Source organism: Paenibacillus sp. SER-28 (assembly GCF_052906305.1).
In genome coordinates, this window is record NZ_JBRECM010000005.1 from 54,905 (window position 1) to 80,000 (window position 25,096).

Sequence of the window (25,096 nt, forward strand, 5' to 3'; positions counted from 1 at the left end):
AATCCCCCTCAATATAGTTACAGATATATCGTAAGTCATACTTAACATGTGATCTCGACCATAAGAACTTCATTACATTACAAAATAATTAAAATAGTGAAATATATGGTCTATAAAGTCATTTTATTTTATGATGCCTTAGAAGGAAGTCTTTTTTTAATGAATCCCGTGATAATTGAAAAGTTAAATGAGGTACATCTGGAGAAGCATTAAAAGCAAACTTCAAGTTTTTTTAGTTGAATGTCACAAATGCATATCTTTTTCAGTTATATAGGCAGAAGGGAGGGACGTTAATGGAAAAGCTAAATACAAATAATCAAAACGCAGATATCAATCTTGTCATAGAGCAGGTCCAAGCAGGCGACAAACAAGCATACACACATATCATACGGCGTTATCAACAACAGATTTTTTTATACTGCTACTATTTACTTAAAAATCGGGAAGAAGCGGAAGATGCTGCTCAAGAAATATTCATTAGAGGGCTAGAACATATACATCATTTTGTACCTACCGTCTCTTTTTCAGCTTGGCTTTACAAAATCGCTCAAAATCATTGTACTGACCTATTAAAAAGAAACGCTAGAACATTCAAGTCCTTCATTCAGTACAAACTGAATCTAAAGCAACAGCCGATACACGAATATACAAATTTAATTCACGAGTTACTGGATCAGCTATCATTAAAAGATCGTCAAATTTTATTATTACGTTCGCTTGAGGATTACAACTACGAAGAGATTGCTACAATTATGGGGCTGAAATCATCCACGATCCGAAAAAGATATGAGCGACTCCGTAAAAAGCTAATCAACTACAATGAAAAGGGAGGAAAACAAATTGAGCACTCATTTAAACCCGGAAGATAAAGAAATTGAGCACTTACAAAAGCTTATTCGGAATACCCCATTCCAAGTGGATTTAATAGATAGAACTATGGAACGCTATAGTAATATGAAAACAAGACGCTATGAGCGCTCTAACTCTCGTTCAAAAAGGGTTCGCAATACTTTTTTCGGAACCTCCGCTGCACTTGTAGTAGCGTTTGCACTTGTCGTTAGTACTGGATTTATTTCACCAACAATGGCTGCATCCTTAAAACAAATTCCAGGTATTGATTCTATATTCCAGCTTGCTGGTGATCTTGGTTTACAAACAGCAGACGAAAAAGGGCTAGTATCAAAGCCCAATCTTAGTGATACTCACGATGGCCTGACTCTCAGCGTACCAGAGGTCATGTTTGATGGAACACGTGTATCCATTGCCTTAGAACGACAAACCACTGACAAAAGATTTTTAAACACTGAATTACCCTTATTACTTGATGACTTAATATTTTTTATTAATGGAAAAGAAATCAACTCTTCTTATGCGCCTGCAAACACTACTAACTCTATTGACCCATATATGATACCTGGAAAAAATAAAAACTCAACAATTATACAGTTTTCAGATTTACGCAACCAAGGAGGTAAATCTTTCCCAGATAAGTTTGATTTAACAATTTCCATGCCTGTCTCTGGTATCAAGCAGCCCTTCAAAATAGAAATTCCAGTGGAAAAAAACACAAAAAATAACCTGACTTTTACGCCATCTCTTAAACGAAAGTACCAAAACATTGACTATACTCTAGAAAAAGTTGAGTTCACGCCTATTACAACCAGCATCACTACTCGCATAAAGCTACCTACTAATTCGAAAATTTCGTCACTTCCTTTTTTGAGTTATGAACTTTACGATGATAAAGGAAAGCAACTGAATTTTATTAGCAACAATGGTTGGAGTGCTACGGATGGAAACGTTCTGATAAATGATTCAAGATTTGAACCTTTCATCTCTCCCCCCAAAGCAATTACTATAAAGGTCTACAAAAATATCTTAAACAAGGATGATAAGAGCAAATTTGAACTAGGGAAAGATGGAAATCCGAAAATAGAGTATTTCCCTGATCTGGAGATTACTTACCCAATTAATCCGTAAAAATAAGTAAGTGAAGGAAGTGAAGCGTACTTCACCTCCTTCACTGCATATAAATACTATCTTTCAACCTTAAAAGTATAAACTCCAAGTTTGTCTCCATTAGATTTAAAGGCTTCAACCTGAGCTGAACCATAGCCAATCATCTTAGCTTTATTTCCATGAAGTTCGACAACATCACTTCCATACAAAATCATCCAGTTAGAACCATCCATTTTATACGTGCTACCTATGCCTAAACGAAGTACGGGACTATCCTGCTTTGTAATAGGTGGCTTTTCTCCGTTGGCAGGACTAAAGGTTACGGTTACTTTTGCTGGAGCTCCAACAGATATTGTTGAACTTACTGGTGAAGCGGATGCTATTCCCCCTAAAGATAAAGCTAACGCAGAAATTGATAGTGCTAAGATTGCTTTTTTCATTTGTCATTTCTCCTCTTTAATTATTTTCCCTTACTCAGTAAAATCTATAATTATTATGCTAGGTTTAATTCACATAACATTTACTTGAATTGTCTTGATAAAAATACCTGAACTATTAAATACTTTCACGTCAGCCGTTCCATAGTTCATACCTTTAATTATAGATTTACTTTCGTTCACTAAAACTCCATTGTTGCTGACAATGACCAAGGAGTAGTCTCCAAGTCGAAGATACCCTCCTTTGGTTATTTTGTATAAATCTTGAATTGATGTAGTGCCTAATGCATTCTTTGCCTGATAATTGTCAAACGTTAAAGTACTTCCCGAAGCAAACACCGAACTACTAAGCGATAAAGCAAGTACACAGATTGCTAAAGCTGAAACTATTTTCTTCATTTTCCCATCTCCTTTCTTCTAATTTAATCCCATTATAATTCTTGATGTGTTACAACTAGCAATAAAATAAACATATCATTTCTTTTTTTACAAAATAATCAATAAAAGACCAATCCCTTAAGATTGGTCTAATCTAATTGCATACGATCTTGAAGAAACTCAATCGAAATTGGAGGCTTAAACCAATTTCTTTGCTTGGATAATGAAAGATAATTAAGAGTATCCTTTTGTCCTTTTAGTATTCTTCCACGTCTGTAATGGTAAATGGCAAGCTGATACATGTAACAATAATAATAGGTCATTTGTTTAACATCTTCTGACTCCTGTAATTTCTTTATTCGCTCAGAGTATTTGTCAATAATAGAGTCTATATCAAAATTATACATATTAGCAGCTTCTAGTATGGTTATAAGTCCAGAACTTATTTCTTCAGGGTGATTTTCGAGGAAAGTTATATACGCCGGAAGTATATCTCTCTTGCCTAAGAGTAAATCTAGAGTATAAGAGTTGGCCTTAGCCCACACACGGAATTGCTCCACATCGGCTTCACCTTCTGAATCAAGTCCTTTAAACCAGCTTAAATCTGCATAGCCTTCAAGCTCTGCCCTTGCCTCCTTAATACATCCTTTCTTTTGTAAAGCTGTTGAGACAGAAAGGAACCCATAGCCATAGTAAAATACCAAGTGCCTTTCTGCACGCAACCATGTAATTGCTCTTCTTTTTTCCTTCGTTATTTGCTGATTCATATAAATTACATAAGCCAGTTTTTTTAATTCATGACCGTACTTTTCTACCTCATCCCATTTGTGTAAGTAAAAATATATATTTGTGATTTTATGAATCGCCTCCAACTGATAACGCTCAGGAAGAAAATTGCGATAAGGTATAAATTCCAATACTAACTCAAGGCTCTTTTCCAAGTCAGGCATTGTACATGCTTTAAACCTTTTGTATTGGCTTATAGCCAGCCGCTCGGAATAACGATATTTTTCATTTTCGATTACACACTCGTAAAAGGGGACAGATTCTTTTTCCTTGCCTGCTTCGTATAGTTCTTCTGCAAGCTCAAATATCGTCGACACATAGGACAAGTCCTCGGTCAGTCTCCACAATACCTTTTGAATACAGTCTTTTCTCCCTAACTCTACACAACGCAATAAAAAAGGCTTAATCCGTTTCCAGTGCCCTTTTCCTTCGTAAAAGCATTCATCTATGTATAACTCATACAGCCAGTCTTCGGGATATTCCAATGCCTTGGTAATCAGGTCCATCTGCCGAACAGAGATTGGCTTAGGTGGGTTACTGTTCAACATGGTGCTAAATGTACCACGGTTAATTCCAGATATTTTACTGAAACTGCTAAATGTATATCCCCTTTGCTTTAGTTCTGTCTCTATCTTCGAGCGGATCGTAGGTGTATGTTCCATGATAATCCCCCTCTTTAGCTTGAAGAATTATATTTTTCGTCTCTTCTAACATTATAAGGTAATTTTAGTTCGTGATTTCTTAAACCTGAATATAATAATCGAACATATCTCTTGGAGTGTTTTTGTACAAAAAAATGAGCAGGTGGGATACTAAATCCCCTGCTCATTTCAACGATGGTATTTATATAATTTTGAATCTCCCCAGCGGCGCAAATAATCGGTTGATTCACATGTTGCCTTATATCAGACGCCTGTCTTAATTAGCTGCCGGTTCGGTTCCCCAAACAAGTACGCCATTATGATACAACGTAGCTTTCGTATGATCGGCGAATGAAGTCTGCGTGCCTTTGTACGAGTAATCGTCACTTTCGTTATAGTTCGACCAGTCTGTCTTATGAATACGGGTTTGAATTCCGCCCGTGCTTCCTCCAGGTGCTAACACGCCTGCATCCGAGTTGAAGCTGACTTCCAAATAATAATCAGCGCCTCCTACAGCTTTATCCATTTTAACCAGCTTACCATTCAGTTTCGAGCAGCTCAGCGTCGCATAGTCGCAGTTGAATGTCTGCGCGCGCTCGCCGTCGATCGTGTAGTAGTAGCGAATTTTCAACTCGTTGATCGGTACAGAGGCTGTACCTTTGTTTACAATTTGGAAATGCGGGTTCAAGTGATTGTCGTTCACATTTGTATCCGCTGTGCGATACTGGAGCACCAATCCCGTTGTCGGCTGCTGAGTATCCGCTTTCGGCGCTGCGCTAGCCGTGTTCGAAACCGTTTGACCTGCATCGTTCTTCGCTACGACTTGGTAATAGTACATCGTGTCTGCCGTTACGGCTATGTCGGTGTAGCTGCTTCCGTATACATCACTCGCTACTGTGGCGAAAGCGCCGTTTTCAGTCGTCGAACGCTTCACTTCATAGCTTGCCGCATTCGCCGATGCTGTCCAGCTCAGCTTTACTTTCGCCGTTTCGCCCGCTGCGTGCAGCGTGAAGCTACCCGGTACTGATGGCTGCTCGGTAATACCATACGTTTTTAAGTTAGTCGGGAGCTTGTCAAGCGTAATGACGTTCGGGTGATTATACACTTTTTTCAGATGCTCAAGACTGTTTTGTTTGCCGTCTCTCAAGAAATCCCCATACCATGTAGCGAACCAGCTCCAATGGGCTTGATACGCCTTCATCAGATCAGGGTCCGGGATAGGTCCGTTTTCGCTCATGGCAACTAACTTTTTGTCCTTACCCAACGTAACAAGGTCTTCGTATTTTGCAATTTGCGGGTTGTAGTCGCCTGCTTGCGGATAAGAGTCGAAGCTCAAAATATCCACATACTCATCCCCTGGATACCAGTCGGGAGCAACAGAGTTCCAGACCCAGATCAGATTGTTCAATTTGTGCACATTAGTCAAACGATCGTGCATCAAAATATATAATTTCTTAACAGGCTCAGGACCTTTAGCGCCCCACCAGAACCATTTGCCTTCCGCTTCGTGCAAAGGACGGAACAGGACAGGAACTTTCGCATCCTGCAACTTCTTCAATTGCCCTGCAATCACATCGATGTCGCGAATAAGCAATTTATAATCTTCGGACTCTGGATGATTCATCGCATATTCTATATCGAATGTAGTCGAATCGGCATAGAAGCCTCTCCACCATTCTTTTCCCTGCGTATCGATTAGACCTTTCGGCGCGTTCCAGTGCCATGCAAAGGTAACAATGCCCCCTTGCTTATCCCATTCAATCGCCTTTTCCGTCTCAGTGGAACTAAGACCGTGTTCCGCTCTACTTGGCGAATAGTCGATCAGGTCAAGCGCCGCAATAGCCGGTTTTTTACCTACATTCGCTTGAAGCCAATCAATTTCGGTTATTTCCTCTTGACCGGAAAGCATATTCTTCCCGTATTGATCAACCAGATAGTTCATCAATGCCCTTGCTTCTACCGTCGCATTCGGATTGGTGAGCGTTTTGGTTACCGCATGTGGTGGACGGTCAGCAGCTGGCTCCAGCTTGACGTAGTCGATATCATACCAGCCCCAGCCTGTTTCAAAACCGATCGTGTTCGCCCCTGCATTCAACAGAAGCTTGCCTCCGGAAGTTTCTTTAAAATCAGCCGATTTCGAAAGTATCAGCTCGCCAAACGCTTTGCCGTTTAAAGAGAAGTTGGTGCGTTTGTCATCATGAGGCGAACGGTAGCCGATTGTAAGATTGTACAAGCCTGCCGCCTCTGCCTGGATCGTCATCGTCAGGGAATCCCCTGCATTGTGGAAATTAGTTACATAACCAGTACCGGAGAAGCCGGTTCCGCTGGATTCCACAATGGTTCCCTTCAGCGTGCCATCTTCGGCTTCATAGCGATCCGGTCCGTCTACAGGCGTTCGCGGAACCGCTTTCAAAACATTGGATTCGCTCGTTCCCGCCTTTGTTTGTGCGGTTATTTTATAATAATAAGAAGTGCCGTTCGTTACGTTCGTATCCGTATAAGACGTTTCGACCAAGTTGGATGCTACAGCAGCAAAAGGACCGTTTTCATACGTTGCCCGCTGTACACTGTAACTTACAACTCCGCTGGAAGCGTCCCAGGATAAATCTACTTTCCCATCGCCAGCCTCAGCCCTCAGCGCAAAACTTTCAGGACCTTCCACAGGTGGCACAGACGTATCATTGCCAGCAGTCAAGACGATGTGATAAGCCGTCAAAGGCGGTACTGTATAGGTAAAGCGGTTGCCTGAAATTTGCGTAATTGGCGCTGCTTCTTTAATTTGTGAGCTATTTTTGTCGAAGCCCCATACTTTACCGGAACCGTAAGTCGTCTCACCGGAAAGATCAAATTGGGCGTCGAATGCACTGTCCATGCTTTTATTCATGACAACGAGGTGCAGTTCTTTGTAGGATGCATCCGTTACGGAAGCATGCACCGAGCTATTAACAATATCCGACGTTTGCGCATTAACACTGATATCACCGAAAGTAGAGCTTTTTCCGTCATAATTGCGGTAAAGCTTGTAAGCGGCACTAACGTAGTTGTTGGCACCATCCTTTAACTTCCAGTAGTTTGCCATATAAACATCGTTTTTGCCCAAGATGCCCAGCACATCGGTCATAGCGATACCGCCGGAAATATCATTTTCGCCGCCATAGCTATACTCAGTCAAGGCCAGCTTGGTTCCCGGGTAATACTGATCCACCGACTGCTTTAATCGAGGCAGTAAAGGCAAGAATTCACTGTTCCATTGAGCGATCCAACTATCTTCCTTGTAGGTCGGGTCCCACAAGGTACGAGGCGCCTGCATTCTGGCTTTCTTCGTTTCGTCATTGCCTACCTCATTCGTAATTCGTATGCCTCCACCCATCGCTTCAGGATACCAGTGCACATCGAAAACATCCAGCAATCTCTTGCCTTCAGCTTGCGAACTGAGGCGCATTTGATCGAGGTAATAGTCCACGAACCAGCTGTAGTTGCCTTTTACAGAGTTCCAATCAGGTGCAGTTTGAAGATCTTTATAGGCGCCAAAACCGTAAAGAACGGGCCCAAAAATTTCCGCACTCGCGTCAACCGCCTTAACGGCTTTGGATAAACTTACCGACCGCTCTACCAACTCTTTCGCTCCGACCTTTTCACCATGAATGCGCGGATGCGTATGCGACCAGAGAGCGGGTTCATTGTCGAGCGAGTATCCTTTCACACCTGTTTTTGTTGAAGCAGAGCCATACTTTTTCACTAAAAAGTTGACGAATTCATCCGCGTAAACCTGATTGTCTTTCAGATCAGGCTGCAATTGAAACGGCGCATTTTTAGCGTTTACGACCTCATTCCACCGATCGGAAGGAGCCTTTTCGCTTTCCTGCACACTTCCGTTTCCATCCTTGGCCACATAACCGGCCATCGGCAGTGTGACTAAAGAATATGTGCCCTGCTTCAGCGATTGATCGTGAAACGAGGTTGCCACCGCACCTGGCTTTTCACATTCGGCTTTTGTCAATCCGGCGTTGTCGCATAAATAGCTATCACTGGACTGCATCCAGTCGCTTCCTGCATTGGACATATTGTTTTCCCAGTTATATCCGGTCATTCGATTGCCACCAAGTCGTCTGGCAGTCAGATTCTCATCGCCTGACAACTCCTGATTCGTACCGTAAATATAAGGGCTAATAGGCTTACGATCCTTGGATGTATCGACTTTAATGGTAACAGTCTTTGCCGTTTGACCGTGAACTACAGTTGGAGTCGGTAGAGCACCCCCTACTATAATCGTGCATGCCATGACGACAGGCAGCCATTTGGAACGTTTGGACCAAATACTACTACTATTTTTCGCCTTCATGCCGCTTCCTCCCTTCAATTTAAAAAGAGCGGCACCCATACGAATGCCCCTCCTTGAGGCTTTAAGGCCCCTTCCCTGTCCCCAAACGAGCTTATCGTTCCGTTGCAGCGTCATATCCGTGCTTGAAATGTTCCAGCCGAAAACAACACCCTCTTTCTTTGAAACTGGATTTATAATATTACCTTAACACAAAGGTATATTGACATTTTTAACTATTGTTTTAATTAGCTAGTATTAATTTCTTAAATAACCATATAGCTTGAGGTATCCCAATAGCTCTTGCTCATCCACACTCGTCTTCCCTAGCGCACTTTATCCTTTTGAATAAGCTTATAATAGATGCGTGCAGGCTCTGATTCTCCGGTGGATAAAATGTATTCTGCCAAAGGTGCGCACAGTTTTTGGAGATAAAAGGAGTATAGCAGCTCGGCCGTGTCAAAATGAATTTTCAACACTTGCTTCATCAAGCCTTCGAATTTGGAGTAATCCAGTTCTTCCGGGGTAATATCAAACGGGTATTCAGGAAAGGTTTTTTTCTGAATTTCAACAAACTGCTCCCTAAGCTTCGGTTGATTGCCTGAACGGGCAGCCGAGAAATTCATCATAAAAAAAGATACAAAATCCGTCTCACGGTCACTTAACTCATAGTACTCACACCAACGCATGAATATCAACGGTTTTACCATATATAAATCTCCTTTAACAAAAGTTCAGATTTATCATGAATCTTACAAAAATCTAGCGGGTTCCATCTTATGTAATATATAGGTTAAGCCCCATTTTAAAATATGATTCCTTTAATGAATTTTGCTTTTTAACATATCCCCTTCTTATATATCCATAAAAATGCACAACAAAAAAAGACCGTTTCAGCATCTAATGACACTGACCAAGTCTTCTCATAATCATCCGTATATTCACAATCGTATTTATTCTAATCCTCTACATAGCTGCAAAGTTACAGGCTGCAAGTGAACACATAAGCGGGCGGGACATTGCAGTTTACCTTTTTAATCTGAATGTCAGCAAAAAAAGTGCGAAAAAAATTGTGTTTGACCTTGCTGTACTGGAACGTAATAAATTTGCCTTCCTGGCCCAAAACCTCCGCCGTTTGTCCCAAAATGAGGCTGGATAATGCAGCGGGCAAGCTGGTGAAAGGGAGCCCTGACACGACATAATCCACTTTTGGGACCTCATACTGTCGTATATACTGCGCTACATGCTCAGCCGATCCATGAATAATGTGTACCCTCTCCAAGTGTCCGTACTTGCTTTGTAGCGTTTTGTAAAACGATTCATTAGCTTCAATCACTAAAAGTAGCGTTTCTGGACGCTTGTTCAAAATAAGCTCTTGCGTAAACACACCGGTTCCTGCACCATATTCAATAATGCATGATGCTTTGTCAAAGTAAATCGGTGTGGCAATTTGTTTGGCCAACTGTCTTGAGCTGGGTATAACAGCGCCTACGCTGCGTGGATGCCTGATGTACTCTCGAATAAAGTGGATCGCGTTCATCTTTTCCTCTCCCTGCTTGACACACATGATAGGCATTCAGTTCATCAACGCTTCTTATTACATATTCATTGTATACCGATCAGAATATTGATTTCAAGCAGGCTACTGTCGGCATATAAAAAGAGCGTAGCCTTATTCGACTCTAATCAAATAATGACTACCCTCTTGTTGTAACATCTATTTGTCCATGGTATCCAAATGTGCCTTCTCTGCCTGCGATGCCTGTCCAGCTTTACGTTGGCGTGCGCCTATATGCATGGCAACAATCCGGTAGATGGAGGCTGGCTGTATGGATACGGCCCAGCTCGCGTCTGCATCAGGTGCAAGCACAACCCCTAGCTGGTGATGATCGCCATCGTACATGCCTCGCTGCACAAACTTGCTCTCGCCCTGCAGATTGCGTACCTCCAGCTTACAAAAAGCAGAGTTGATCCGCAAGGCCTGGTGTAACTCGGCACGGGTATTCACAACAATCCCATTCACGCGGTAAATGGCCTCGCCCGGCAGTATGCCCATGGCTGTCGCCGGACTGTCTGGCAGCACAGCGAGAACACGCATCCCTTGCTCCGGATGCACAAACATCGGGCTAAGGCGACTTTCCTCTATATTACCATACCAGATCAGCGCCTCATGAGCCAGAAAGGAGAATAACGCTGCTAACAATATCAGCGGACTCCACCATGCAGCCAGCAAGCTCAGCAGAAGTAAAGCCACACTGTACAGGAGCAAACGGTTCGAAGTAAGTACCGCCTTCTGTCGTGGTAGCTGGCCTAGCGTCACGCTGCTGAAGCCCATCAGGACTGGCAAGGCTGCCAGCATATACCCGGTTCCGGCATCGCCGCCGAACAAAGGTGTCCAGGGAAGCGTAAATCCTCCCTGAGTCGGTACCAGCAACAACAACGGAATGGGCCAGAGGTCTTCCATACGATAGCCGCCAACCAATCTTCCCCGTTTGCCCTCGACAAACAGCGGAGTGGCCGCCTTCCCCCCTTGCCAGCGAACCAACAGCGCCTCAGCCACATGCAGCACGGCGACCAACACCAACAGTGCTGGAATATCCAACCCGCGGATAGCTACTACTGATGTTCCGAGCGCTCCTCCAGGTTGCCAGCCACTGGCCACGTTTAGGAAAAATTGAACCACACCTAGCAGACCTACCGAATAAGCGAGACACAGGTAACGGACGCGTACCAGCATGAGCAGTAATGTCGCTACCCACAGGCACACGATGGAAGCCGAGTTCAGATGCACGCTGACGAACATTCCCAGAGCGGATAGCGCCATTCCAGCAAGCAAACCACTCCATACGACACGCCAGGTCTCTGAAGCCCAGCTATGCATTTTGGTATGAAATAGCTTGCGCTCCAGCAGCATTTGCCGACGATAACCAAGTGCTACAATGAGTATTGAGATATAATAAAACGGCTGCAAAAGCAGGTACAAGCAAGCATTTAAGACGCTCCATCCCCATTGTAATGCCCATTCCAAGTCCATTCACACTCCTTATGCCCCTGGCCCGCTGTATAGCGGATCACGTACATTTCATATCCATTTATTCTATATGAAATTGCCAACGTAGGGAAGACAAACCGACAGACTGCAAATAAATCCCAATATAAAAGGAGGCTGTTTCCAGCCCCCTTGTTGTAGCCTCACTATTATTTCGCTACGCTTGTCTTCATTTCCTTCCGAATCTCTTCAATCCCCTGCTTGAGTTGATTATCATTTTTCGGATCACGAATTTTCTCAATCAGCTTGGCTTCCATCGCTGCTGCTGTCTTCGCATCAATGATGCCGCTAGCCGTCAGCTTCGCTTGTTTTTGAAAAGCAATAACAGAGCTTTCAGTTACTTTGTCAAAATAGCCATCCTCGCGACCTGGGTTGTAACCCAAGCCTTGTAGAATGATTTGTGCATTTTTCACATCACTGCTATTCATATTGTATTTCAGGGACTTTTCCTTGTTCAGCGGTGCTGCTGTGAAGTATTCAGGCTGTTCCACCGCAATATTCGGCTTAATCCCTTTTTTATGAATCCACGTTCCATTTGGCGTTAACCATTTGGCAATCGTGATTTTGAGCAGGCTACCGTCACCCATTTGCTTGTCATAGCTGGTTTGTACAGTACCTTTACCAAAGGAATTTTCCCCGATCAACACGGCACCCGCTGATTGCTGGAGAGCACCTGCCAGAATTTCGGATGCACTTGCGCTACCTTTATTCATTAGCAAAGTCACAGGATAATTTTTGCGTGAACCTTTGGATTTTTCTTCTTCACGCTTCTGATTCTTGTCTTCCACTTGTACAATCGTTTTGCCAGAAGGTACAAATTGCTGTGCAATATCAATGACTACGGAAAGCACGCCGCCCGGATTATTACGCACGTCAATGACGAGCCCTTTAAGCCCTTGTTTTTCGAGCTTCGCTAACTCTTCCTTGAAACGTTCTGCTGTATTCAAGGAGAACTGGGTGATCGTGATGACGCCTACACCGTCGCTTTCCATATGAGCCGTTACAGTTTCCATATCAATGTTGTCACGGGTAATCGTGTATTCGAGCGGATCAGGAGAGCCACTGCGCTGAATTTTGACTTTCGCCTGACTGCCTTTAGGTCCACGGATTTTGGAAACAGCCTTGTTTAGATCCAATCCGTCCAGTGTTTCACCATTAACAGACAAAATAATATCCTTAGAGCGTAATCCTGCCTTCTCTGCCGGGGAGCCTTTAATTGGCGTGACTACAACTACTTTCCCGTTTTCCGCTGCTACTTCAGCTCCGATCCCGGTAAAAGAACCTTCTATGGATTGCTCGAATTGTTGTGCGGTTTCTTTACCCATATAAGAGGAATACGGGTCACCGAGCGACTCCATCATACCATTGATGGCGCCATCCACCAGCTTGGTACGATCCACATCCTGATAATATTGTCCCTGAATCAAGTCCATCGCCGTCTCAATTTTGCGGATATCACTTCTGGAGGTAGAACTGCTACCTGTCACACTCGCCAGCAGTCCTTCGCCCAGAGCGCTGTTCCCTACTGTAGTCGTTCCAGTATAGGCAAAAGTGAGCAGACTGCCGCCAAGCAGCCCGATCACCATCAAGAGTATCGCTGTACTTTTTTTCAACATCTAATCGTCCACCGCCTTCTCATTATCTTGTATCCTATTGCCTTACAACGCATGTCCATCCACGAAGTATACGTCTAGCTTGTACGGAATATGTTAATTGTATCCTACTCTGTGTCTCAATGCACATGTTCTTCATCGGATATTAACCATTACAGCAAAGCCCTATCTACAACCGTAATGGCTATAAATAGGGCTTACCTTATCTACTATAAATAGTTCATCGGATTTACAGGTTTGTTATTTTCGCGCACCTCAAAATGACAGTGAGGTCCTGTGGAATTGCCCGTCGAACCAACTTCTGCAATTTTTTGACCACGTTTCACAGTCTGCCCGGTATGAACCACCGTACCGCCATTGCGAATGTGTCCGTATAGGGTCCATAGTCCGTCTCCATGGTCAATCACAACTGTGTTTCCATAGCCACTCCACCATTCGGCAACAATGACAACACCATCTTCGGCTGCATGAATATCGGTTCCCTGCGGAGCCGCCATATCAACACCTGTGTGGCCTTTAAGCTTGCCAGTAATCGGATGTACCCGCATGCCAAAAGTAGATGAAAGTCGGTAATGGGATACAGGCGAAGCCAATGTACCCGTTCCGCCTGTATACGTGCTGGCTGCCGCATGGCTGGAATTCGAGGCGGCACCTGAGGATGAAGATGCATATCGTTTGGCTTCAGCCGCACGTGCAGCCGCTCTAGCACGTGCTGCTTTGGCAGCCTGCTCCGCTCTAAGCTTGTTCTTCTCCTGCACCAGACCCACACGTTTGTTAGCGAGTGCTACCAGCATGTCATTTTGCTCTTCGCTGATTTCATCTGACTCAGCAATATCATGATCATAATTGGAAATCAGTCTTTGCTTCTCTTTCTCTTTCGAATTCAGTTCTGCCTTAGCGTCCTGCTTGAGCGCATACAGCTTCTTGGCATTTTTATATTCCGTGTCCAGCTGTTTCTTCTTGCTTACGACCAATGCCTTGTCCTTTTTATGCTCGTCCAACAGGATTTGATCCTGTTCCACGATCGTTTTCAGGGAATCTACCCGGCTGAGAAAGTCACTAAAACTGGACGAAGACATAAGCACGTCCATATATGAGACGGTTCCATCCGTATACATCAAGCGCACACGGGTTTCCAGCATTTTTTCCCGTGACTGGATACGATCAATGGCCTCGGCTAAATCTTTTTTAGTCGCACGCAGATTATCTTCCGTTTGATCAATCTGAACCGCAACACGAGTCAGCTGATCACTGACGCTGTTAATCTGAGCAAGCACAATTTTCAGGTTTTGCACGGTTTTATTTTTGTAATGTTGGGCATACTGTTTATCTTGAGCAGCCTTTTCCTGTTGTTGCTTGGCAGATTGGGCCTGCTTTTCCAATTGGTTCAGCTGCGAATTGATTTCACTCATGCTTTTGGCATATCCGTCAGAAGGCTGGATTAGCAATGCGGCTACCAAGGTAGCGGCCAACACAGATCCTGTTTTTTTCAACTTGCACTCCCCATCCTTTATCGCAAAATAACACCGGGCTTCCCCGTTCTAATTGATATCGAACACGACGTCCAGCCAACGCTTCTTTATACTTTTAAGAACTTGCGCATGGACAGGGTACTGCCAACAATTCCGACCAGCATCCCCAAAATAATCAGCAATGCACTCAACTGAATCCAAATGCCTTCAAGTGGCATTAGCTTCAACATATTCAGAGCTATATCGCCCTGAACGGCAGTCAGCAAACGCTGATAGCCAGTAAATAAAATACCTACAGTAATAAGGGAACCAATGAGACCAATAAGCGCGCCTTCGATAAAAAACGGCCAGCGTATAAAAAAGTTGGTTGCACCGACCAGCTTCATAATGCCAATCTCTCTGCGTCGTGCCAATATGGTCACGCGAATCGTATTCGAGATGAGGAACATGGACATGATCGCCAGTCCGGCGACGAATATAAAGCCTACATTACGAATGAGCTTCGTAATTGTAAAGAGTGTCTCTACGGTGCCTTTTCCATAACGAACCTTTAAAATCGGCTTCTCTGGATGCAACGTATTCAGCTTCTCAATCTTTTCGGCCACAAATGGAACCGTTGTTGGTTCAATAACCTCTACCACAATTTTGTCCGGGAGTGGATTGCTGTCCTTGTCAAAACCCTCCAGCAGCTCCTTGCCGCTGTCTCCCAAATCTTTGCGCAGCTCCTCCAAACCCTGAGCTTTAGTCACAAAGGTCGTTTTGCTGATTTCCGGCATCGCCGCAATTTCCTTTTGCAGCGTTTCACGCATGTTCTGCTCTACATTTAGCTCCAGAAATACGTTAACCTCCACCTGACTATCTGCCTGATCAGCCAGGGAATTGACGTTGAGCACCAGCATGATAAATACGCCCAATATAAGTAATGACACAATAATCGAGGTGACGGATGCCACGGACATCCAGCCATTGCGGAATATGTTTTTGAAACCTTCCCGCACATGACGTAAGAAGGTGTTAAAAGTCATATCCGTACTCCCCTCTTACCTGATCCCTTACGATGTTGCCATTTTCAATGGCAATGACACGTTTACGCATGGAGTTCACGATGTCCTTATTGTGGGTCGCCATTACAATAGTCGTGCCCCGAAAATTAATTTCGTCCAGCAACTGCATGATCTCCCACGATGTTTCGGGGTCCAGATTTCCCGTAGGTTCATCGGCAATGATCACGGAAGGATTGTTCACGATCGCCCGTGCAATTGCTACACGCTGTTGCTCCCCACCGGAAAGCTGGGCAGGCTCACGATTCATTTTTGTTTTCAAGCCAACCAGTTCAAGCACTTCTGGTACCCGTTTGCGAATCAGCTTCTTAGGAGCTTCAATAACTTCCATAGCAAAAGCCACATTCTCATAAGCCGTCAAACGCGGCAAAAGCCGGAAATCCTGAAAAATGACTCCGATGTTACGACGAACGTAGGGAATTTTACGCTGCTTGAGCTTCCCGATATTAAAACCATTGACTGAAATTTGCCCCTTGGTAGGTACTTCTTCTCTATAAATAAGCTTCATAAAAGTCGATTTCCCCGCTCCAGACGGGCCGACTACGTATACAAATTCATTACGGTCAATTCTGACCGATACTCCTTGAAGTGCGTGGGTTCCGTTAGTATAGGTCTTCCACACATCCTGCATTTCAATCACTCGATCACTTCCCGTTGCTTAATCATATTACGCATAACCTAATATCCATTCGACATATTCCATGCATTTCCTTTAAAAACTTCTCTATTTCATCATACCGTTTATCATTGTAACAAATTTGTTACCTAAATAGTACCGAAAGTTTTCTGCTTTTAGCACATATATATGAATATTATGGCACACGAATCGCTATCAAGCTTATCAGACAGGAGACATCTGCATTATGAAAAAAATTCATTTATCTGTCATTTGGATATGGTCTGGTGTTCTGGCGCTGACCATGTTGTGGGGAGGACTTCATCTGTACGCCGACAGACAAACGCTGCCGGAGGGAGTGAGGGTCGGAGGAATGAACGTAGGAAGCATGGATCACACAGCCGCTCTTCGGCTGGTGGATAAAAAATTGGATGCATTGAAGCAACGTCGACTGCTTCTGACGGACAGTGACAGCAGTGCACAGGATATAAAACTTACACTTGGGGAAGCAGGAATTCATTATAAAGCGGAGGCATTTCGGAATGCCGTGAAGGCACTCAGCTCGGAGCATCTATGGACTCGTGTGCAGACACGTTTTAGCTTCGAAAAAGAATGGTCTATCACATCTTTCCGACAGGAGGAGATATTAAGGGCCCGATTCGGAGCCTATTGGGAGGAGCAACGATACGGCATGCCTATCAATGCTGTGCGTCAGATTGACGGGAATGATCAGGTTCGTTATATTCCAGGGCGCTCTGCCCGACGCCTAGATTGGCCCAGATTGGACGCTGCACTAGATAAGGCGCTGCCCAAGGATTTTACCGCTTCGGAAGAGCCCGTACGAGTGGAATTACCTTTCCGTCAGCTGGAACCGAAAATTTCGGTGGACAGTCTACGGAACGAAGGGATTGAGCGCAAAATCGTCCAATTCTCCACCAGTCTCGGCAGTAGCTCGGAAGGACGCGTGTATAACGTTAATTCAGCGGCAAGCACCGTTGATGGTCTAATTCTTAAGCCAGGCGACATATTCGACTACGGTCAATTGATTGCCAAGGCTGAGCGCACTCATGGCTTTCGTGAAGCTCCAGTGATCGTCAACGGTCAGTTGGAGTCCGGCATAGGCGGCGGGATTTGTCAGGTATCCAGCACGGTGTATAATGCAGCGCTACGAGTCGGTTTGGACATTGTTGAGCGCCGCAACCATTCCTTGCCGGTTAGCTACCTGCCCAAAGGTCAGGATGCGACTTTTGCTACAGGGTCCATTAATTTTCGTTTTAGAAACAATACAGGCAAGCATTTACTGCTTCGTGCCGCTGTCCAAAACCGAACGCTTACTGTTAAATTTTTTGGTACGTTTCCGTCCAATGTTTCGTATGAACTGGAATCCCATACAGTTCGCGTACTTCCCATACCGGAGAAGAGACTCCGTAATGACTCACTTTCCCCCGGCTTCTATCAAGTACTTCGGCAAGGCAAAGAAGGGTATGTGGTAGAAACATTCCGGGTAAAAAAGGTAGACGGAAAAACTGTAGATCGCACCCGAATCAGCCGCGATACGTATCGAGCGCAGCAACGCATTATAGCTAGTTATGGCGGTGGCACATCGTCTGAGCCACAAACACCTGAACCCGAGAAATCTATTGTCGAGGACGGTATAAGCGAATAAACGAAAAATCCCCCTTCCACTGTCGGCTGGACTTGTTCCAGACAGAGTGAAAGGGGGATTTTAGCTATAAATTACTCGCTGCGTTTACCCAAAACAGAAATTTCTACAGGCTCACTTTCGTTACCGTCTGCATCTTCAGCTTTGATTACCAGCCTAACCGTTGCTTTTTGAGCAAGCACACTGATACTAAATGTGCCATCATTTTTGGCTACTGCACTACCGATAGGCAGTTCGTTGGAATAGGCGGTTACTGTGGAACCTGCTTTAGCTGTCCCCGTAATTGTACCTTCTCCATCATACACATTGTTGACTTTCAGAGCTTCCGTAGTTGCAACTGCGTCAGTAGCTGTGTCTGTAGTGCTATCTGTAGTCGTATCCGTAGTTGTGTCTGTATCTGTGTTGGTATCTATTGTTGTAGAGTTGTTCGTAGTCGTGCTATCTGTGCTGGTACTTGTGCTGCTATCTCCTGTTTCGCTGCCAGAAGTAGTTGACGTGTTACCATAAGTGGAATCTGTCACGTTGCTGTATGTGGAGTCCGTCACCGTTCCACCAGGAGTCGTCGTCAGATTATCGACAGAGCTCAGGTTGTAACCGGAAGCAGCGTCCAGAATAGCAATCGCCTCTGCACGAGTCAGCGACTTCAGTGGCTGGAATTTACCATCCGGATAACCGTTGATGATTTTTTGCTCCGCAGCTGCCGCTACACTTTTCTTCGCCCAAGACCCAATTTTGTCGGAGTCAATGAATTTAGTAACATCTGCTGCGTTACCCGCAGTCAGTCCAATAGCTTTTCCTACGATTGCCGCAGCCTCTTGACGTGTTACCTTACCATTTGGTTTGAGCTTGTTATCTGCATAGCCGCTTATGTAGCCTGCATTCACGGCACTTGTCAGCTCGTTGTATGCCCAGTGCGAAGCTGGAACATCTGTGAACGTTCTGCTTCCATTACCGTTTACTTTCACACCACCCGCATATGTTACGTCTGTCACTGCTGGAGTTTCCTGTGTGAACGTTCCCAAGCTGCGATTCAGAAGAACAATAAATTCGGCACGTGTGATCGCCGCATCTGGTTTTACCGCCCCGTCCAATTGTCCTGTGGCTGACCAGCGTTGCACCTGATCTCCTGCCCAATGTCCACTTGTAGTTTGGGGAGCAGCTGCCGCTGCGCTGAATGCGCTAAGAATAAGACCTGTACTCAATACACCTGTAACTGTGTTTCTTAACTTTTTTCCCATGCTATAAATTCCTCCTCTGATTGGATTCATCATTCTTTTTTAAACACTTTACCAGAAATCAAACCCAAATAACCCCCAAATTAAAAAAATCGTCCCATATAACCATACCCCCACCTAATGTAGGATAAATAAGAAACGGGACTTAATACCTAGTTATTCACTTGGATATGTATATTTAGACAGGCTAAGGTATACTGAATGAATACTCGGTCATATGCTGGAACACCGCAATGAGGTCACAAAACCCTAGGAAAGAGGTCTTCTTATGGCTCTTATTCAATGTCAGTTTTATTCGGAAGTTCTAGGTCTGAGCACATCCATGAATGTTATTCTTCCTCAGGCAACCCGTTCGCAAATCGGACTAGAGGGCAAGCAAGGAACCGGGCCACATCCGACGCTATATTTGCTGCATGGCCTGTCGGACGATGATTCAACCTGGTTGCGTCGAACCTCCATTGAACGCTATGTCGCCTCATTGGGCCTAGCTGTCGTCATGCCCCAGGTACATCGGAGTTTCTATACGAATATGGAGCAAGGAGCGGCTTATTGGACCTTTATCAGTGAAGAATTGCCGTCTTTGGCACGTTCATTCTTTCCTCTGTCCGACAAGCGTGAAGACAATTTTGTAGCTGGGCTTTCTATGGGTGGATATGGTGCTTTCAAACTGGCACTACAGCATCCAGAGCGTTTTGCAGCCGCTGCGAGCCTTTCGGGAGTCATGGATTTACACGCATCACGCACCGATCCTATGCAAAATGCGATGAGTCCAGCGGAGTGGCTTAACATTTTTGGTCCAGATGAAATACGTGGAACGGATCACGACTTGCTGGAACTGTTACAACGTCATGCTGCCTTGGGGACCTCGCTTCCCCGGCTTTACCAATGCTGCGGCACGGAGGATTTTCTATATAAGGGAAATCAGGCTTTCCGTGAAACATGTAATACTACCGGAGTTCCGCTGACCTACGAAGAAGGTCCTGGGGCTCATGAATGGGGATACTGGGACGCGAAAATTCAGGATGTACTGGCGTGGCTACCACTCAAAGAGCACTAAACAGGTTAAAAAAATCCCCGCAGCTTCCCTCATCGCACCATGGCGAAGGGATAGGCTCGGGGATTTTTTTGCACATTACGGATTTGTCGTGGTCTCCGTCGAGGGAGAGGCTTTAGTTAGTGACTTGGGCAGCACCTTGTACAAGCGCCACTCACCGTTAAACTCACGTTCAAGCTGGACCCAAGGAGCGCCTTTTTCATATAAATTCGGATATACCATATTGATTTTACTCAGTGGCATGCCTGACATGATCTTAGGTACAAGGATATAATCTACATGGTTATCCTGCGGATAACTTAATGCCTTATTGAACGAATAATCACTGGTGATCAGGAAGCGTTTGGGATATTGGCTGTAGACAATCATCGTGTAGGCTGAAGCCGAATCGGTCATAATGGTAGACTTCGGCAGATGCTCATCCAACCAGACGGCAATCTTACGATCTGACTCCTGTCTCACATAGTTCACATTACCCGTTCGTGTGAGAAAGCTGTTCTCATCCGGTGCAATATCCGGGCGAGTCAACGCATAGGAAAGTAATCCAGCGGTAAGCAGCAGACTGACGGATACCAGGCCAAAGGCTGCCCTCCGCCATCGTCCCTGAAGCTGGCTCAGCTCATAGGGCAACCAAGCTACAGTAATTGGGAACACGTACATAAAATAACGAAACCACCCATACGAAGATTGCTTCATCATGAGTAAAAATTGCAACCCCGGCACCGACAGGAACAGCAGCAAAATAATCAGTGTTCCCCATCGGAACAAGCGCCCACTTAACAGACGAATGAACAGAATAGCAAACAACGGTACCGAATACCAGAGTGTTTTGGAAGCAATAAATTTCAAGGCCACCAGCGGATTGGAGAAAATCTCTACAAACTTATCATCATTCAGCAGCTCTGCCGATTGGGCTGTGTTCGAATACTCCGAATTCAGGAAGTAAAAAGCATTCCCCATAATGAGATAGTTGAAGAAAATCCACAACAGCCCGGAAAAGACCACCGGGAGCAGAAGCAGTAACCAAGTTGCCTCGACCTTGTGCAGTTTTTCTCGCAAGGCCAGCTCACGTCTGCCCATGTTTCGATGTAGAAACAGGATCGCCAATACCACTCCACCCGCCATTGCCACGCCCAGAGGAACCGCTTCATAACGAGTCCAGAACGCCATGGCAAGCGCTAATCCAGAAACAATCAGGCTTGCCGTCATGCGATCCTTGAGCCACAATGCAAACTCAATCACCGTCATCATAATGAAATATATGTATAGCGAATCGCTCAGCCCATTGGCACCAAACAGTAAAATAAACGGATTCAGTGCATACAACAGTGCCAGCAAGATGCTCATCCCTGAGCTAAGCCCTGTTCTGACCCCCGCCCGATACAGCAGCATAGCGGTCAAAGCGGAAAAGGTAGCACTAAGAATGACAGCAGCCAATCCATAGGTGGCTAATGCCGGAAAGATTGGATACAGCAGTAGAATCACCATTTCCAGAAGACTGGGTAGTGGATTCCAGATAAATCCGATTGCGCCCAGATGCGGGTCGCGGCTGTACAACACATAAAATGCATTAGCTACGCGACTGAGTGCATCTGTGTGCATATATCCCAGAACATAGCTAAAATAGATGCCCGCAGACAGCTCCAATGCAAGTATAAATACAAACAGACCTATAGCCATCCATCTGCTTGCAGACCATTTGCGAAAGGACATTCCTCTCGTTCCCCCTCAAACTTCTTGCGGCGATACAGCTGTAGCCCACTCACACCCTACAGCTGTATTCTTCCCTCCGCTACGATGCACTAAAATATAATAATTATTTCGATTCTTCATGCTTTATTTTGTACAGTCGCCACTGCCCGTCAAAGTCATGTACCAGTGAGGCCCACGACGCTCCCTTTTCGAACAAATCAGGATAGTTCCGATTTACCTGATCCAGCGGTACCCCATCCACCAAGCGCGTGACCAAGACATAATCCACCTTGGAAGCAGGCAGATCCATTAAAGATTCCCCAAAATCAAAATCACTCGTAATCATAAACTTCTTCGGGATTTTGCTGCTCAAAATGATCGGATAGGCGGCATAAGAATCTGTCAAAATGAGAGATGAACCATAATGCTCATCCAGCCACGGCGCTATTTTCCGCTCAATAATTTGACGTTCGTAGCTTTCATTACCACTATGCGTCAAATAGCTGTGTTCATCTGCTGCAATCGCGGGGTTCGTCAGTGCGTAGGATAACAAGCCTGCTGTTACCAACATTCCTGCTGTTACCAGAGAGATTCCGATCCCCCTCATTTTCCCCTTCAATAAACTTAGCTCATACGGCAACCAGGCAACCGTAATCGGGAACACATACATAAAATATCGGAACCACCCAAAAGAAGAGTGCTTGAGCATCAGCAAAAGCTGAAGTCCAGGCACCGATAAAAAGATTGCTAATAGCGTAAGCGTGCTCCAACTCAACAGACGTTTGTCCAACAAACGTATGAGCAAAATGGCAATCAACGGAGCAGCATACCATAAGGTTCGTTGCCCGATAAACTTTAGCATCAGCACAGGGTGGGCAAACATGGCCACAAAGCGTTGATCCTCTAACAAAGCCGCTGATTGTGTGGAATTGGAATATTGCGAGCGTAAAAAGTAAAGCGGATCGCCCATGATAATCCAGTTAAAAAAGAGCCACAGCAGACCGGAAAAAACAAGTGGCAACAACAATAGAAGCCATGTCGCTTCCACCTTGTACAGGCGCTCTTTTAAAGACAATTCCGTTCTAAACATCTCTCTGTTTGTACGCCACCTATGCAGAAAAAAGATCGTCAGCAATACACCCAAAGCCATCGCAACGCCAAGCGGAACCGCTTCATAGCGTACCCAAAAAGCCAGTGCAAGCGCAAAACCGGATACGATCAAATTCGCCGCCTTGCGATCCTTCAACCACATACAAAATCGACTCACTGTCAACAGGATGAAAAAGATATATGGCGAGTCACTTAAGCCGTTGAAGCCAAACAGAAACATAAATGGATTCAGTGAAAATAATAGCGCAATCAGCAAGCTGGTTGCACCGTGAAGCCCCAACTGTTTGCCCGTCGCATACAATAATGCCGCGCTCGCCCCTGCAAACAGGCTGCTCACAATCACTGCCGCCAGCCCGTGGGAAGCGAGTACTGGAAATAAAGGATAAAACAACAGCACAATCAGTTCCATCAAACTGGGCAGGGGATTCCATACAAACCCGATAGCACCCAAGTGTGGGTCACGACTGTATAGCACATAAAATGCGTTAGCCACTCGACTGAGCGCATCGGTATGCATATAACCAAGATACCATGCAAAATACACACCCACGGCCAGTTCAAGAGCAGTAATACAAGCAAACAATGATAGAAATTTTCCGTGTTTTCTTAAAATCATGAAACCTCTTTCTGACGCTGTTGCGGAACGGAGAAGATCCAGTAGCGGTTCCAGAAATAATTATGAACAGGCACGATGATGGTAGTTAGTACTTCACCGATCAGATACGACCAACCGATCCAGTGAATGGTCACGTACATCAGAGCGGCATTTAAGAGCAAGCCACAGGTACAGACCAATAAATATTTAAGAAACTGGGTGCGACTTCCCTCGCCGGTAGGCTCGAACGTCCAGTTTCGGTTCAGCACATACGAAACGAGCAATGTAACCACGAATCCGATTGTAGTAGCCGTTACTGCTGGTACCGTAAACAACTCCACCAGCAGCACAAGCACACCCACATGGATACCTGTACCCAGCAACCCCACAATACCGTATTTAATGATTGGATACTTTAGATATGAACGTCTGATCATGTTGATTAAACTCCCTGTCCACCCACAATCGGTCAGCATTCGCCCGTTTATCTGCTATCAGATAGCGAGGTCTAGCTTTGACTTCGTGATATATGGCGGCAATATATTCTCCTACCACTCCAATCGACAGCATGAGTACACTGCCAATAATCAAGAGCAGCAAAATCACAGTGGTAAAACCGGTCACAGCGTCACCCGTTAATTTGCGCATTAAGGTCTGAATCCCCAATACGACTGAAATCAGCATAAAAATGAGGCCCATCAGACTTACTACCCGCAACGGTACTGTTGAAAACGAAACGATCGCTTCTGCTGCCAGTCGAATCAGCCCTAACGGACTCCAGCGGCTTGGCCCCTCTTCGCGTGGAGCCACCCGGAATGAGATCTGGGTTTTACGGAAACCTAGCCAGGCTGTCATCCCGCGGAAAAACGGCATCCGCTCTGGCATCGCCATCCAGGCATCCACCACTCGTCGATCCAGTAGCTTATAATCGGAGGCATCCTTGAGATTAAAGCCCGTCAAGCGGTTCAGGGTCGCGTAGAACAATGAAGCACCGAGCTTTTTGCCCACCGACTCTTCTCCCCGAAATTCTTTCACACATTCGACCAAATCATAACCTTCATTTTGCCATAAACGTACCATTTCTCCAATCATTTCAGGAGGATGCTGCAAATCACCGTCCATGACAATAATCGCATCGCCAGAGGCATTTTCCAGACCTGCGCACAACGCCAGCTCCTTACCGAAATTCCGACTCAGCCGGAGCGCGAGCAAAGAGGGCATACGACGGGACAATTCGGACAGCTTGAGCCACGTATCGTCTTTGGAACCATCATCTACTATGATGAGCTCATAGCGTGAGGTGACAACAGACAATACCCCATCAATTACCTTAAGCGACCGCTCGAGATGCGAGCTTTCATTGTACATGGGAATGACGACGGATAAAAAAGGTGTTTTTGTCTCCATTCTTGCTCCT

20 protein-coding genes are annotated in these 25,096 nt (G+C 45.1%); 4 read left to right on the forward strand and 16 right to left on the reverse strand.

Translation table 11 applies throughout. The features are described from left to right. The first annotated feature begins 293 nt into the window (after positions 1 to 293). Both ACUYLD_RS14420 and ACUYLD_RS14425 read left to right on the forward strand, forming a co-directional pair. Positions 294 to 869, forward strand: coding sequence for an RNA polymerase sigma factor (locus ACUYLD_RS14420; RefSeq protein WP_061829961.1), 576 nt, complete (start codon positions 294 to 296; stop codon positions 867 to 869). After that, positions 841 to 1,980, forward strand: coding sequence for a DUF4179 domain-containing protein (locus ACUYLD_RS14425; protein WP_322158781.1), 1,140 nt, complete (start codon positions 841 to 843; stop codon positions 1,978 to 1,980). The genes ACUYLD_RS14420 and ACUYLD_RS14425 overlap by 29 nt, the downstream gene beginning before the upstream one ends. Before the next feature lie 56 nt (positions 1,981 to 2,036). Here the strand turns inward: ACUYLD_RS14425 and ACUYLD_RS14430 are convergent, their stop codons facing one another. The 11 genes from ACUYLD_RS14430 to ftsE all read right to left on the reverse strand — a co-directional run bounded on the left by ACUYLD_RS14430 (position 2,037) and on the right by ftsE (position 16,354). Next, entirely contained in the window at positions 2,037 to 2,399 is a 363-nt protein-coding gene (locus tag ACUYLD_RS14430) for a hypothetical protein (protein WP_061829959.1), read from the reverse strand. Positions 2,400 to 2,468: 69 nt separating this feature from the next. After that, positions 2,469 to 2,795 (reverse strand): hypothetical protein, encoded by a 327-nt coding sequence (locus tag ACUYLD_RS14435; RefSeq protein WP_061829958.1) that lies wholly within the window; start codon positions 2,793 to 2,795, stop codon positions 2,469 to 2,471. Between the two features lie 128 nt (positions 2,796 to 2,923). Further along, complete coding sequence (locus ACUYLD_RS14440) at positions 2,924 to 4,222, reverse strand: helix-turn-helix domain-containing protein (RefSeq protein ID WP_446675355.1); 1,299 nt, start codon at positions 4,220 to 4,222, stop codon at positions 2,924 to 2,926. Positions 4,223 to 4,478: 256 nt separating this feature from the next. Continuing rightward, positions 4,479 to 8,543 carry a glycosyl hydrolase gene (locus ACUYLD_RS14445; protein ID WP_446675356.1) on the reverse strand — a complete coding sequence of 1,355 codons (4,065 nt, stop codon included), beginning with the start codon at positions 8,541 to 8,543 and terminating at the stop codon, positions 4,479 to 4,481. Positions 8,544 to 8,845: 302 nt separating this feature from the next. Further along, on the reverse strand, positions 8,846 to 9,229 hold the full coding sequence (locus tag ACUYLD_RS14450; RefSeq protein WP_023990615.1) for a hypothetical protein: 384 nt from the start codon (positions 9,227 to 9,229) through the stop codon (positions 8,846 to 8,848). A gap of 272 nt (positions 9,230 to 9,501) precedes the next feature. Beyond that, entirely contained in the window at positions 9,502 to 10,059 is a 558-nt protein-coding gene (locus ACUYLD_RS14455) for a class I SAM-dependent methyltransferase (protein WP_023990616.1), read from the reverse strand. Between the two features lie 177 nt (positions 10,060 to 10,236). After that, positions 10,237 to 11,553 (reverse strand): PDZ domain-containing protein, encoded by a 1,317-nt coding sequence (locus ACUYLD_RS14460; protein ID WP_254350476.1) that lies wholly within the window; start codon positions 11,551 to 11,553, stop codon positions 10,237 to 10,239. Between the two features lie 164 nt (positions 11,554 to 11,717). Continuing rightward, complete coding sequence (locus tag ACUYLD_RS14465) at positions 11,718 to 13,184, reverse strand: S41 family peptidase (RefSeq protein WP_061829953.1); 1,467 nt, start codon at positions 13,182 to 13,184, stop codon at positions 11,718 to 11,720. A 206-nt stretch (positions 13,185 to 13,390) separates the two neighbouring features. Then, positions 13,391 to 14,674, reverse strand: coding sequence for a M23 family metallopeptidase (locus tag ACUYLD_RS14470; RefSeq protein ID WP_023990619.1), 1,284 nt, complete (start codon positions 14,672 to 14,674; stop codon positions 13,391 to 13,393). An 86-nt stretch (positions 14,675 to 14,760) separates the two neighbouring features. Next, positions 14,761 to 15,678, reverse strand: a complete 918-nt coding sequence (ftsX, locus tag ACUYLD_RS14475; protein WP_013312238.1) for a permease-like cell division protein FtsX — start codon at positions 15,676 to 15,678, stop codon at positions 14,761 to 14,763. After that, positions 15,668 to 16,354, reverse strand: a complete 687-nt coding sequence (gene ftsE / locus ACUYLD_RS14480) for a cell division ATP-binding protein FtsE (RefSeq protein ID WP_023990620.1) — start codon at positions 16,352 to 16,354, stop codon at positions 15,668 to 15,670. The genes ftsX and ftsE overlap by 11 nt, the downstream gene beginning before the upstream one ends. A gap of 223 nt (positions 16,355 to 16,577) precedes the next feature. On the opposite strand from ftsE, the gene ACUYLD_RS14485 reads away from it, so the two are divergent. After that, positions 16,578 to 17,996, forward strand: a complete 1,419-nt coding sequence (locus tag ACUYLD_RS14485) for a VanW family protein (protein WP_446675357.1) — start codon at positions 16,578 to 16,580, stop codon at positions 17,994 to 17,996. 71 nt (positions 17,997 to 18,067) lie between these two features. On the opposite strand, the gene ACUYLD_RS14490 is transcribed toward ACUYLD_RS14485, so the two are convergent. Then, a complete protein-coding gene (locus ACUYLD_RS14490; RefSeq protein ID WP_446675358.1) occupies positions 18,068 to 19,231 on the reverse strand; it encodes an S-layer homology domain-containing protein in 1,164 nt (387 codons plus the stop codon). A 265-nt stretch (positions 19,232 to 19,496) separates the two neighbouring features. Here ACUYLD_RS14490 and ACUYLD_RS14495 point away from each other — a divergent pair, with 265 nt between their 5' ends. Further along, positions 19,497 to 20,285: an alpha/beta hydrolase gene (locus ACUYLD_RS14495; RefSeq protein WP_069290517.1), complete on the forward strand. Its 789-nt coding sequence runs from the start codon at positions 19,497 to 19,499 to the stop codon at positions 20,283 to 20,285. 75 nt (positions 20,286 to 20,360) lie between these two features. Here ACUYLD_RS14495 and ACUYLD_RS14500 read toward each other — a convergent pair whose 3' ends face one another. From ACUYLD_RS14500 to ACUYLD_RS14515, 4 genes are all read right to left on the reverse strand, one after another. Then, positions 20,361 to 21,995, reverse strand: a complete 1,635-nt coding sequence (locus ACUYLD_RS14500; RefSeq protein WP_250260293.1) for a glycosyltransferase family 39 protein — start codon at positions 21,993 to 21,995, stop codon at positions 20,361 to 20,363. Positions 21,996 to 22,098: 103 nt separating this feature from the next. Then, positions 22,099 to 23,700 carry an ArnT family glycosyltransferase gene (locus ACUYLD_RS14505; RefSeq protein ID WP_446675359.1) on the reverse strand — a complete coding sequence of 534 codons (1,602 nt, stop codon included), beginning with the start codon at positions 23,698 to 23,700 and terminating at the stop codon, positions 22,099 to 22,101. Further along, positions 23,697 to 24,116 (reverse strand): GtrA family protein, encoded by a 420-nt coding sequence (locus ACUYLD_RS14510; RefSeq protein ID WP_025721701.1) that lies wholly within the window; start codon positions 24,114 to 24,116, stop codon positions 23,697 to 23,699. The genes ACUYLD_RS14505 and ACUYLD_RS14510 overlap by 4 nt, the downstream gene beginning before the upstream one ends. Beyond that, the gene (locus tag ACUYLD_RS14515; protein ID WP_025721702.1) at positions 24,079 to 25,086 is read right to left on the reverse strand and encodes a glycosyltransferase family 2 protein; all 1,008 of its coding nucleotides are present in this window, start codon (positions 25,084 to 25,086) and stop codon (positions 24,079 to 24,081) included. The genes ACUYLD_RS14510 and ACUYLD_RS14515 overlap by 38 nt, the downstream gene beginning before the upstream one ends. Between the last annotated feature and the right edge of the window lie 10 nt (positions 25,087 to 25,096).

Coding starts and splice junctions, on each gene's coding strand:
- ACUYLD_RS14435 (WP_061829958.1), bottom strand. CDS start 2,795: ATGAAGAAAATAGTTTCAGCTTTAGCAATCTGTGTACTTGCTTTATCG.
- ACUYLD_RS14445 (WP_446675356.1), bottom strand. CDS start 8,543: ATGAAGGCGAAAAATAGTAGTAGTATTTGGTCCAAACGTTCCAAATGG.
- ACUYLD_RS14500 (WP_250260293.1), bottom strand. CDS start 21,995: ATGTCCTTTCGCAAATGGTCTGCAAGCAGATGGATGGCTATAGGTCTG.
- ACUYLD_RS14420 (WP_061829961.1), top strand. CDS start 294: ATGGAAAAGCTAAATACAAATAATCAAAACGCAGATATCAATCTTGTC.
- ACUYLD_RS14455 (WP_023990616.1), bottom strand. CDS start 10,059: ATGAACGCGATCCACTTTATTCGAGAGTACATCAGGCATCCACGCAGC.
- ACUYLD_RS14440 (WP_446675355.1), bottom strand. CDS start 4,222: ATGGAACATACACCTACGATCCGCTCGAAGATAGAGACAGAACTAAAG.
- ACUYLD_RS14460 (WP_254350476.1), bottom strand. CDS start 11,553: ATGGACTTGGAATGGGCATTACAATGGGGATGGAGCGTCTTAAATGCT.
- ACUYLD_RS14485 (WP_446675357.1), top strand. CDS start 16,578: ATGAAAAAAATTCATTTATCTGTCATTTGGATATGGTCTGGTGTTCTG.
- ACUYLD_RS14490 (WP_446675358.1), bottom strand. CDS start 19,231: ATGGGAAAAAAGTTAAGAAACACAGTTACAGGTGTATTGAGTACAGGT.
- ACUYLD_RS14510 (WP_025721701.1), bottom strand. CDS start 24,116: ATGATCAGACGTTCATATCTAAAGTATCCAATCATTAAATACGGTATT.
- ftsX (WP_013312238.1), bottom strand. CDS start 15,678: ATGACTTTTAACACCTTCTTACGTCATGTGCGGGAAGGTTTCAAAAAC.
- ACUYLD_RS14450 (WP_023990615.1), bottom strand. CDS start 9,229: ATGGTAAAACCGTTGATATTCATGCGTTGGTGTGAGTACTATGAGTTA.
- ACUYLD_RS14465 (WP_061829953.1), bottom strand. CDS start 13,184: ATGTTGAAAAAAAGTACAGCGATACTCTTGATGGTGATCGGGCTGCTT.
- ACUYLD_RS14495 (WP_069290517.1), top strand. CDS start 19,497: ATGGCTCTTATTCAATGTCAGTTTTATTCGGAAGTTCTAGGTCTGAGC.
- ACUYLD_RS14430 (WP_061829959.1), bottom strand. CDS start 2,399: ATGAAAAAAGCAATCTTAGCACTATCAATTTCTGCGTTAGCTTTATCT.
- ACUYLD_RS14505 (WP_446675359.1), bottom strand. CDS start 23,700: ATGATTTTAAGAAAACACGGAAAATTTCTATCATTGTTTGCTTGTATT.
- ACUYLD_RS14515 (WP_025721702.1), bottom strand. CDS start 25,086: ATGGAGACAAAAACACCTTTTTTATCCGTCGTCATTCCCATGTACAAT.